The 10563-nt window shown below is 67.3% G+C and carries 4 protein-coding genes; 1 reads left to right on the forward strand and 3 read right to left on the reverse strand.

Annotated features, from left to right (window positions below; genetic code table 11):
* Positions 1-3 precede the first annotated feature (3 nt).
* The gene (locus tag O9271_RS11815; RefSeq protein ID WP_298269824.1) at positions 4-972 is read right to left on the reverse strand and encodes an acetyl-CoA carboxylase carboxyltransferase subunit alpha; all 969 of its coding nucleotides are present in this window, start codon (positions 970-972) and stop codon (positions 4-6) included.
* A 30-nt stretch (positions 973-1002) separates the two neighbouring features.
* Entirely contained in the window at positions 1003-5778 is a 4776-nt protein-coding gene (gene dnaE / locus O9271_RS11820; RefSeq protein WP_298269826.1) for a DNA polymerase III subunit alpha, read from the reverse strand.
* Positions 5779-5819: 41 nt separating this feature from the next.
* Here dnaE and O9271_RS11825 point away from each other — a divergent pair, with 41 nt between their 5' ends.
* A complete protein-coding gene (locus tag O9271_RS11825; RefSeq protein WP_298269830.1) occupies positions 5820-6905 on the forward strand; it encodes an aminopeptidase in 1086 nt (361 codons plus the stop codon).
* A 147-nt stretch (positions 6906-7052) separates the two neighbouring features.
* On the opposite strand, the gene O9271_RS11830 is transcribed toward O9271_RS11825, so the two are convergent.
* On the reverse strand, positions 7053-9911 hold the full coding sequence (locus tag O9271_RS11830; protein WP_298269833.1) for an insulinase family protein: 2859 nt from the start codon (positions 9909-9911) through the stop codon (positions 7053-7055).
* Between the last annotated feature and the right edge of the window lie 652 nt (positions 9912-10563).

A 10563-nucleotide genomic window follows, 5' to 3' on the forward strand; every position in this document is an offset into this window, starting at 1 on the left:
TGCCTACTCGGTGAACTGGCCCATGCGCAGGAACTTCTCGCGACGGCGGCGCACGAGCTTGTCCGGCTTGAGCCGGCGCAGCTCCTCGATGTTGCGAACGAGCGCATCGCGCAGCGACTTCGCCGTGGTCGTGTGATCGGAGTGCGCGCCGCCGGCCGGTTCCTTCACCACTTCGTCGATGATGCGCAGTTCGAGCAGGTCGGTGGCGGTGATGCGCAGCGCCGACGCCGCCTTCTCGCGCATCTCGGGGCTCTTGCCGTCCTTCCACAGGATGGCCGCGCACCCTTCCACCGAAATGGTGGAGTACACCGAGTTCTCGAGCATGAGCACGCGGTCGGCCACGCCAAGCGCCAACGCGCCGCCCGACCCGCCTTCGCCAATGACGGTGGCCACGATGGGCACCTGCAGGTTGCTCATCTCGAGGAGGTTGCGCGCGATCGCCTCGCTCTGGCCGCGTTCCTCGGCGCCCAGCCCCGGCCACGCACCCGGCGTGTCGATGAAGGTGATCACCGGCACCTGGAACTTCTCCGCCAGCTTCATGAGGCGCAGCGCCTTGCGGTAGCCCTCGGGATGCGGCATGCCGAAGTTGCGCTTGAGATTCTCCTTCGTGTCGCGGCCACGTTCGTGGCCGATGACCATCACGGTCTCCCCATCGAGTCGCGCCCAGCCGGCCATGATGGCCGCGTCCTCGCGGAACAGGCGGTCGCCGTGCAGCTCGATGAAGTCGGTGAAGGCGTGCCGGATGTAGTCGGACGTGAACGGGCGGCGCGACATGCGCGCCACCTGCACCCGCTGCAGGGGCGTGAGATTCTGGTAGATCTGCACGCGCACCTCACCCAGCTTCTGCTCGAGCGGGGCGATCTCGCGTGCCACGTCGATGGACTGGTCGGCAGCGAGTCGCTTGAGCTCCTCGATCTGCTTTTCGAGTTCCGCAATGGGGCGCTCGAACTCGAGAACAGGGGCAGCAGCCATGACTATCCTGGAAAGCTCACGCGCCGCTCCTCAGCCACCGGTGCGCACGAGGCGCACCCGGTCGGCGCCAAGCAGCGCGCGAAGGTCGGAAAGAATTGCGGGGGATGCCGTGACCGTCAGCGATTTCGACCGGAAGCGGACCGCCCGCCCGTTCGCGTCGCGCCAGTGCAGCTCGAGCGGAGCCGATCCTTCGTGCGACTCCACCTTCGCGCGGACATCCTCCATGATTGCGGCGGGGAGATCGAGCCCGGGAGCCAGGTCGATCGCCACCGCCACTTCACCGCTGGCGCGCACCTCCTCGAAGCGCGTGACCCCGTCTACGATGAACGTGGCGTTTTCGACGCCCTGATCCTTCTTCGAGTAGCCGCCCTTGAGCAGGAGAGGTACGTCGGGGCGTACCCGCTCCGCAATGACCCCCCACGCCTCCGGAAAGACCAGCACCTCGGAAGATCCGGAAAAATCCTCGACTGTCAACCGGGCGAACTCGTTGCCGGAACGCTTCGCGATCTGCTTCTTGATGGCGGTGACTACCACCCCGATGGTGACCGGCTCGGGGACCCACGTGCCCAGCTGGGCCACCGTGTGCGAGGCGAAGAGTTCGCACTCCGTTCGGTATTTTTCCAGCGGGTGACCGGAGATGTAGAACCCCAGCAGCTCCTTCTCGCGCTGCAGCCGCTCACTTTCCGCCCACGGCGGGGTATTGGGCAGCGCGGGTGCCCCCGACGGCCGGTGTACCTCCTCCGCGGGGCCTCCCAGCAGATCCCCGAACAGGGAGACCTGCCCCTTCTCCGCCTCTTCCTGCTGCAGCGTGGCCTCGCTCATGGCGGCATCGAGCGCCGCCATGAGCTGCGCGCGGTGCCCCCCCAGGCCGTCGCCGGCTCCGGCGGCAATGAGCGCCTCGAACACCCGCTTGTTGAACACCCGCAGGTCCACGCGCGTGCACAGGTCGTAGAGGCTCGTGAACGGGCCCTCGGCGCGCGCCGCCAGCAGCGAATCGATGGCGCCGCGCCCTACGTTGCGGATGGCGCCCAGGCCGAAGCGGATGCGCCGGTCACCCACCACCGTAAAGCGCCACCCCGACTCGTTCACATCCGGTGCCAGCACCTCGAGCCCCATTTCGCGGGCTTCGGCAATGTACTTGATGACCTCTTCGGTCTTCCCGATGTTCGACGACAGCAGCGCCGCCATGAACTCGGCGGGATGGTGCGTCTTGAGGAAGGCCGTGTGGTACGCGACGACGGAGTACGCGACGCTGTGGCTGTTGTGAACGACAATGTCGTTCGCCACGAAGTTGTGCGTATCGGCGATCTCGAGGTCGTACGTGCGCTGTTCGCCAGCCGGTTCGATCGAGACTACCCGATCCCACAGCACGTCGTTGTCGCCCAGTCGTTCGAGCGCCGCATCACCAAAGTACTTGGCCAGGCGGTTCACCACGGCGCGGGTGAAACCGATCTTCGATGGATTCGTACCGACCGGGTAGAGATCGCGAGCGGATACGTCGGCGCCCGCTTCCACCACGCTCCACGGGGCGCCACGCCGCGTCTTTGCCGCCCGCGCGAGCGCGCGCACCGGCCCTACCGGTACCAGGTCCTTGCTCGGACCGCTCACCGCATCGAGCGGCATCGCGGCCATGGCTGCCCGCTTCGCCGGGGCCACGAGGTGGCGTCCCACGTGCGCGGCAAACGGCCGCAGGTTCTCCACCCCCGTCACGAACACCTGATACCCGACCCGCGGTCCCCCCGCGTAGCCGAACGTGACGTCGCGAAGGCGCCCCAGAATGCCCAGGCGCAACAACAGATGCTGCACCTGCTGCGCGAGCCGCTTCGACGCCGTGGCGTAGTACGTGGAGCGATCCTCGGCGTTCACGTGACCGTCGCCATCCCACATGCGACCAAGCAGCATGCCGATCTGCGCGTCGGGGAGTTCGAAGGCCGCTGCCGGAACCTCCTTGGTCGTGGCGACCTTGCCAAGCAGGTCGAGCGCACGTGCCCACTCGAAGATGCCGTTGGGCTGCGCACGGTCGAGACGCCCCGTATAGATCGACGCGGTTCCCTTGTGCGTGGTCCGTGTGCAACGGACGTTCGCAAACCGCTCGGCGGCTGCCGTGAAGTCGGCAATCGACGCCTCGTCCTGATTGTAGTAGTACACGCCGCTCGGGTGGCCGAGGTTCCCCTCGGCCAGAAGATGGCCCAGCGCTACGACCTCGTGCTCCGGCCACTCAGTACGCGCACCACCCGGCAGTGCACGTGGTACGGCGATGTGCTCGCCCACGCCGATTGCCTCGAGGTTGCGCCAGCCGTCGATCATGAGGAACGGGTGGTTCCCCGTCGCCATGATTTCGCGACCGGACTCGGTACGGAGCCGGAAGACCGGCTTCACGCCGTTGTCCATCACGTCGAGTACGCGGCCATGGCCAAGGCGCAGCGCATCCACATCACAGGTGGCGACGGCATCGAGCGTGGCGCGCCCCTCGTACACATCGGCAATACGGACGAGACGGCCCGTCGCGGCGTCGTAGATCTCCGTATCGCCAACCAGACACTTGTTGAATCCGTACCGCCCGAACGTTTCGATCTGGCTGGCCAGCTCTTCGATGATCTTCCTGTCGTAGCCCTTGGCAATCGCCTTCTCGGTGAACTTGCCCAGCTCCTTCTTGATCAGCTCCGCGTCTTTCTTGCCCACGGCCTTGCGCAACACGTCGGCTTCGGCGAGCGAAATGCCCGCCAGCACCTGGGCAATACGCATCACCTGCTCCTGATAGGTGATGACCCCGTACGTGTTGGACAGAATGGGCTCGAGCTCCGGCAGCGGATACACCGTGGGCTCTTCGCCGCGCTTGCGGCGGATGTACACGTTGTGCATGCCGGCGTCGAGCGGCCCCGGGCGCAGCAGCGCGTTGGACGCCACGAGGTCGTCGAAGCGGTCGCAGCGCATGCGCTTGAGCACGTCGGTCGCCAGCGCACTTTCGAACTGGAACACGCCCCCCGTACGGCCGGCGCGCAGCACCTGGTACGTCTTGTCGTCGGTGAAGCCACGCTCCTCGAGCGTGACCTCCACGCCCGTGCGCTGCTTCACCGCCTTGATCGTGTCGGTGATGACGGTGAGCGTGGTGAGCCCCAGGAAGTCCATCTTGAGCATGCCGGCCTTCTCCAGCGCCGTCATGTCGTACTGCGTCACGATCACGCGCTCGTCGCCATCCCCCCCCGAGCCCTTGGTCGACTGCGTGCAGATGGGCACGAACTCGTCCAGCGGGCCCGGCGCAATGACCACCCCGGCGGCGTGCACCCCCGTGTGACGGGACAACCCTTCCAGCTTCACCGCAAAGTCGAGCAGCTGCCGGTAGCGCTCATCGGTCTGGTAGAACTGCTTGACCTCCGGCACCTGCTCGATGGCTTCCGCCACCGTGAGCGAGTTGTTGGGGGCGTTCGGAATGAGCTTCGCCAGCGCATCGGTTTCGGCCGGCGTGAACCCCAGCGTGCGCCCCACATCCTTCACCGCGGCGCGTGACTTCATCGTGCCGAAGGTCACGATCTGCCCCACGCTGTCCTTGCCGTACTTCTGCCGCACGTAGTCGATCACTTCGCCGCGCCGCTCGAAGCAGAAGTCGACGTCCACGTCGGGCATGCTCACGCGCTCCGGATTCAGGAAGCGCTCGAAGAGCAGGTCGAACTCCAGTGGGCAGACATCGGTGATCTTCGTGGCGTATGCCACCAGCGATCCAGCCGCGGAGCCGCGCCCCGGACCCACCGGAATGCCGCGGTCACGCGCCGCCTTGATGAAGTCGGCGGTGATGAGGAAGTAGCCCGCGTAGCCGGTCTTGGTAATGACCCCCAGCTCGTAGTCGAGGCGTTCCTGCACCTCGGCCGGCAACGGATCGCCGTAGCGGACCTTGGCACCGTCGGTGGCGAGCTGCACCAGCAGGTCGTTTTCCGTCGCCACACCGTCCGGCAGCGGAAAGTTCGGCACGTAGTACTTCTTCGCGAACTGCACATCCACCGCGTCGGCAATGGCGAGCGTGTTCGTGAGCACATCCTCACGACCGGGGAAGAACGGACGCACTTCGTCGGCACTCTTGAAGTAGAGGCCGTCGTCGTACTTCATGCGGTCCTTGTCGTTCCGGTCCTTCCCCAGACCGATGCACAGCAGCACGTCGTGCGCGTCGTGATCCTCGTGCTTGAGGAAGTGCGCGTCGTTGGTGGCCACCACCGGCAGGCCAAGGTCGTCGGCCAGGCTCAGCACCTTGGCGTTGAGCCGGCTCTGCCCCTCGCTCGTGTGCGCCTGCACTTCCAGGTAGTAGCGCCCCTGGAACAGCTCGGCGTACCAGGCGGCGGCCTCCCGCGCCTCGTCCAGGCGGTCGTCCAGCAGGTGCCCCGCCACCTCCCCCGCCATGCAGGCCGAGGTCACGATGAGCCCCTCGGAATACTGCGCGAGCAGTTCCCGGTCGATGCGCGGCTTGGTGTAGAACCCCTCGGTGTAGCCCAGCGACGTGACCTTCGTGAGGTTCTTGTACCCCTGCAGGTCGCGCGCGAGCAGCACCAGGTGGTAGTAGGGCTTCACGCCAGGCGCCGGCCGGCCGCGCGTGCGCCGGTCCCCCGGGGCCACATACGCTTCCATGCCCAGAATGGGCTTCACCCCGGCCTTCTTCGCCTTCTCCTGGAACTCCCAGGCGGCATGCATGTTACCGTGATCGGTGATCGCCAGCGCCGGCATTTCGTACTGCTGGGCGCGCGTGATCAGATCGTCGATACGATTCGCCCCGTCGAGCAGCGAATATTCGGAGTGGCAGTGCAGGTGAACGAACGACATGACCGGGAATGATACCTCACCCAGCTGAACCGCGGCAGCACTTGCGCCGGTACCTTGGCACGCAGTGGCGCCGCCTCCTCAAGATCACCGGCACCGCCAGTGCGACGCTCGCCGTGGCGTTCCTCGGGCTTACGCCCATGGGCTGCTACCTCTCGCGTGCGGCGTACGAAGAAGCCCGCATACTGGCGCGTCGTCAGCCCATTCCCCGCCTCGTGGCGCGCGAGTCCACGGAACCGGCGCTGCGCGCCAAGCTGGCCCTCGTGCTCGAAGCCCGGCAGTTCGCGGTCGATTCGCTGCGCCTCAAGGCGGAGGAAAGCTTCACCACCTTCTCGCAGCTCGATCGGGACACGCTCGTGCTCGTGGTCTCCGCGGCGTACCCCGACCGTCTCGAGCGCAAGAGCTGGTGGTTTCCCGTGGTGGGGCGGTTTCCCTACAAGGGGTTCTTCGATTTCACGGAGGCACGGAGAACGGCGGAGGCACTGAGTGCCGAGGGGTACGATGTCACGGTGGGTCCCGCCAGCGCCTTCAGCACGCTCGGGTGGTTCAACGACCCGCTGGTGAGCACCACGGTGAAGGCGGACAGCGTGACGCTGGTGAACACGGTGCTGCATGAACTGCTGCACACCACCTTCTTCGCCAAGGGGCAGGTGAGCTTCAACGAAAGCTTCGCCACCTTCGTGGGGGGGCGCGGCGCCGAGCACTTCTTTCGGGCCCGGGGGGACAGCGCCCTGCTGCGCCGGGCGCAGGACGACTGGCACGATGATCTGCTGCTGGGCGCCTTCTGGGAGCGCACGGCGAAGGAGATCGACAGCGTCTTCGCCACGCTCCCCGATTCCGCGCGGACGCCGCGCATTGCGGCGCGTGACACGGTGTACACGCGCGCCCGGCGTCGCCTCGTCGACTCCGTGGGGCCGCAGCTCCGCACCTATCCCGCCGGCTGGGTGGAGCGGGTGCCGCTCAACAACGCCGTGCTTATGTCCCGGCGCGTGTACGCCGAGCGCCTCGACCGGTTCGATTCGGTCTACACCGCGAGCGGTGGCAACATTCGCGAGGCGATCCGACGGGTGATTGCGGCGCACCGGGATTCGGTGCGCACTACGGAGAAAACGAGAAAAGCGGGGAACTGATACTGGGAGAAAGTGAGAAAGAGAGAAAAGGAGAACCCTCACCTGATCGTTTGAGACGATCGTCAAGCAAGTCTCCTCGTTTTCTCCTTTTCCCCGGTTCTCCCAATTTCAGTTCCTCCCTCTCGCCCCTTCCCCAAAGGTGGGCTGCTACTTGGACGCTTCGGGCAGCAGCACGAACCGCGCCCGATTCTCCTCACTGAGAAACTTCCGCGCCGCCGCACTCAGCGCCTCGGCGCTGAGGCCGTTGACGAGCGTCAGGTAATCGCCCAGCGTGTCCAGTGCATCGCCGTGCTCCACGCGCGTGCGGATGGTGTTCAGCCAGTAGCCGTTCTGCTTCTGCTGCACCTCGAACTCGCGCCGCTGCTGCTCCTTCACACGCTCCACCTCGGCGGCGGTGGGCGGGGTACTGCGCAACGTGGCCAGTTCGTTGCGTACGGCGGCAAACATGGTGTCGGCCTGCGCCGGGGCGGAGCCGTACTGAATGGCCACCTGCCACTCCTGCCGAATGCGGCGGGAGAAGGCGGTGTTCACACTCACCGAGTACGTGCCGCCCAGCGCCTCACGCAGCCGGTCGAGCAGCCGCATCTGCAGCAGCTCGCCCAGCGAGGAGAGCGCGTACGCATCCGCGCGCGTCCAGGGCGCCGCACCGGCCAGCAGCACGACACTCTGGCTCTGGGGGGCAATGCCCTTGCGAACGGCCTTGTCGATCACGCCGCTGAACTGCCGAGGGCCCGCATCACGCGGAGCTTCCCGGCGACTGCCGCCCGGCAGCGACCCCAGCCACTGCTCGGCCAGCGGCCTGAGCGCTTCGGGCGTCACGTTGCCCACGAAGAGGAAGGTGAAGTCGCCCGCATCCGCGAAGCGGTCCTGGTAGATGCGCAGCAGCTCCGGCAACGCGAGCTCCTGCAGCATGCCGGCGGACAGCGGTCGGGCGCGTGGATGCCCCATCGCCAACGTCTGCTGGATCGTGTCCCCGAACACGGCCGCCGGATTGGCGTCCTTGTTTTTCAGGAACTGCTCGAATTGCTGCAGCTGGGCGGCAAACACCGTGCTGTCGGCACGGGGGGCCGTGAACCGCAGGTACAGCAGCTGCAGGAGCGTCTCGAGATCCTTGGGGCTGGCCGCGCCCGACATCCCTTCGCTGAGGTCCGCAATGCTCGGCTGCGCAGTGGCCACCTTGCCCGTGAGCTTCTTGCGCAGGTCGATGGCGGAGAACTGGCCAACACCGCCCGCGGCAATGATGGCCGGGGCAAGGGAGGTCTTGAAGGCATCGGCATCATCCACGAGACTCGCGCCGCCGGGGCTGAACGCCGACAGCAGAATCTGGTCGGCGTTGAAGTCGGTGGGCTTGATGAGCACGCGCACGCCATTGGAGAGCGTCCACTCCGTAATGCCGGGCCCCGGGATGAGTCGCTCACTCACTACGCGTCCCGGCGTGGGCATGGCGGCCACCAGCGCCCCTTCGGCAACGCGCTCGGTCCACGGGGCAATGTTGGCCGCCACCACCGCGCCGAACGCCGCGCGGATCTCGGTTTCGGTGGGCACGGCGAGCCCGGGCTTGTCGGGCACACTCACCGTCACCACGCGATTGGCGGCGCCGGCGCGCAACGCCGACACCGCGTTCACCTCGTCCAGCGTGATGGCGGGAATAAGGCGCTGCACGGCCCGGTACTCGAAGGCAATGCCGGGCGCTCCTTCGCCCGTGAGGAAGTGGTTCACATACTCGTCCACGAACGCGTCGCTCGACGACTTGTCGCGCTCGGCGAATGCCCGCTCGTAGGCGCGCAGCATGCTCGTGCGGGCCCGCTCCAGTTCGGGCGCGAGGAACCCATGGCGCTGCACCCGCTCGGCTTCGGTGAGCACCGCCTGCAGGGTTTCCACGAGGCGCCCTTCCTTGGCACCCGCGTCGAGCGACACGATTTCGCTGCCGCGCACGAACGCCCCGCTCCCCGCGCCGGCGCCGGTGAACGGCGATTCCGGCTTGAGCGCCAGCTCCTGCAGGCGCTGGTTGAGCATGCCGTTGTACAACTGCTCCACCAGGTCGCGCCGCAGGTCGCCCACCGTGCGCGTCGCCTGGGGCGGGCGCTTCCACAGCACACTCACGCTCGAGGTGGTGAGTTCGGCGTCGGCGGCAATGGTCACGAGCGTACTGTCGTGTGCGGGCACGGATGCCTGCTCACGCACGCGCGCCCCGGTTCGCCGCGGAATGGGGCCGAAGGTCTGGCGAATGAGCCGCTCCACCCGTGTCGGTTCCGCATCGCCCACCGCCACCACGGCCATGAGGTCAGGGCGATACCAATCGCGCCAAAACCGCTTGAGCGGCCCCGGGTTGGCGCCCTCCAGGATGTCCGGCTTGCCAATGGGCAGGCGCTCGGCGTAGCGCGAGCCGCGGAAGATCACGGGGAACTGCTTGTCGCGCAGCCGCTCCCCCGCGCCAAGGCCATCGCGCCATTCCGACAGCACCACGCCGCGCTCGGCCACCACGTCGCTGCTGTCGAAGCGGATGCCGTTGGCCACATCGCCGAGGAAGCGGAAGCTCTTCTCCAGGATGCCGGCGCTGTCGGTGGGTACAGGGAGGATGTAAACCGTTTCGTCGAAGTTGGTGTACGCGTTGAGGTCGGCGCCGAAGCGTACGCCAATGCCTTCGAGGTACGTCACGATGTCGTTCTTCGCGAAGTTGGTCGTCCCGTTGAACGCCATGTGCTCCACGAAGTGCGCGAGACCGCGCTGGTCATCGTCCTCGAGAATGGAGCCGGCATTCACGACCAGCCGCAGCTCGGCGCGTTTCTCGGGCTTGGCATTGTGACGGATGTAGTAGCGGAGGCCATTGGAGAGGACGCCGACCGTCACCGCAGGGTCGAGGGGCAGGGGCGCGGCCAACGCAAAGCTGTCGGCGGCGGCAGACGCCCGGGCGGTCCTGGTCGTGGTCTGCGCCGGCAACGGAGCCGCGCCGAGGGCGAGCGAGATCAGCGCCGCGGCGCGGCGCAACGAACGGGTCGCGAACATGCGGATGGGGAGACGGGAATAGACGACGAACGTTGGAAAGGTACCCGCTGACGGGTCGGGGTCGGGGTCGGGGTACACAACGCCGACCCCCCCCACCCCCCCACCCCCCGCCGCGCTCCCCAGCCCCCGCCCCCCCAACGCCCAGCGCAGCGTCGGCCAGACCCGAGCCCCGACCCAGACAGGAGGCGTCGTGGTCAGGGTCGAGGCCACGGCTATCTGTCGGGGCACACCACGCCGACCCCCGCCCCCCCGAACCGCCCCCCCAACGCCCAGCGCAGCGTCGGCCAGACCCCAGCCCCGACCCATACACGAGGCGGCGGGGTCAGGGTCGAGGCCAGGGGCTACCTGTCGGGGCACACCACGCCAACCCACCCCCCCCCCCCCCCCCAACCCCCCCCCCCCAACCCCCCCCCCCCCGCGGCCCCAACCCCGCCCCCACCAAAACAAGAGGCGGCCGGGGGAGGGGCGACGCCACCCCAAAAATTACGGGCCCACCACCCCCAACAAACCCCCCCCCCACCCCCCCTCAGTTCCGACAAAGGCCCTGGGATGGTAGGGCATTACCCTGGCCCGTACCCTTCACGTTGGGGCGGGGTTATGGTTGTGGGCAGGGGCTACCTGTCGGGGCACACCACGCCAACCCACGCCCCCC

Source organism: Gemmatimonas sp. (assembly GCF_027531815.1).
Taxonomy (GTDB): Bacteria; Gemmatimonadota; Gemmatimonadetes; order Gemmatimonadales; family Gemmatimonadaceae; genus Gemmatimonas.

What these genes read in the sequence shown, in the direction of transcription:
- dnaE (WP_298269826.1), bottom strand. Translation starts at nt 5,778, where the DNA reads ATGTCGTTCGTTCACCTGCACTGCCACTCCGAATATTCGCTGCTCGAC.
- O9271_RS11815 (WP_298269824.1), bottom strand. Translation starts at nt 972, where the DNA reads ATGGCTGCTGCCCCTGTTCTCGAGTTCGAGCGCCCCATTGCGGAACTC.
- O9271_RS11830 (WP_298269833.1), bottom strand. Translation starts at nt 9,911, where the DNA reads ATGTTCGCGACCCGTTCGTTGCGCCGCGCCGCGGCGCTGATCTCGCTC.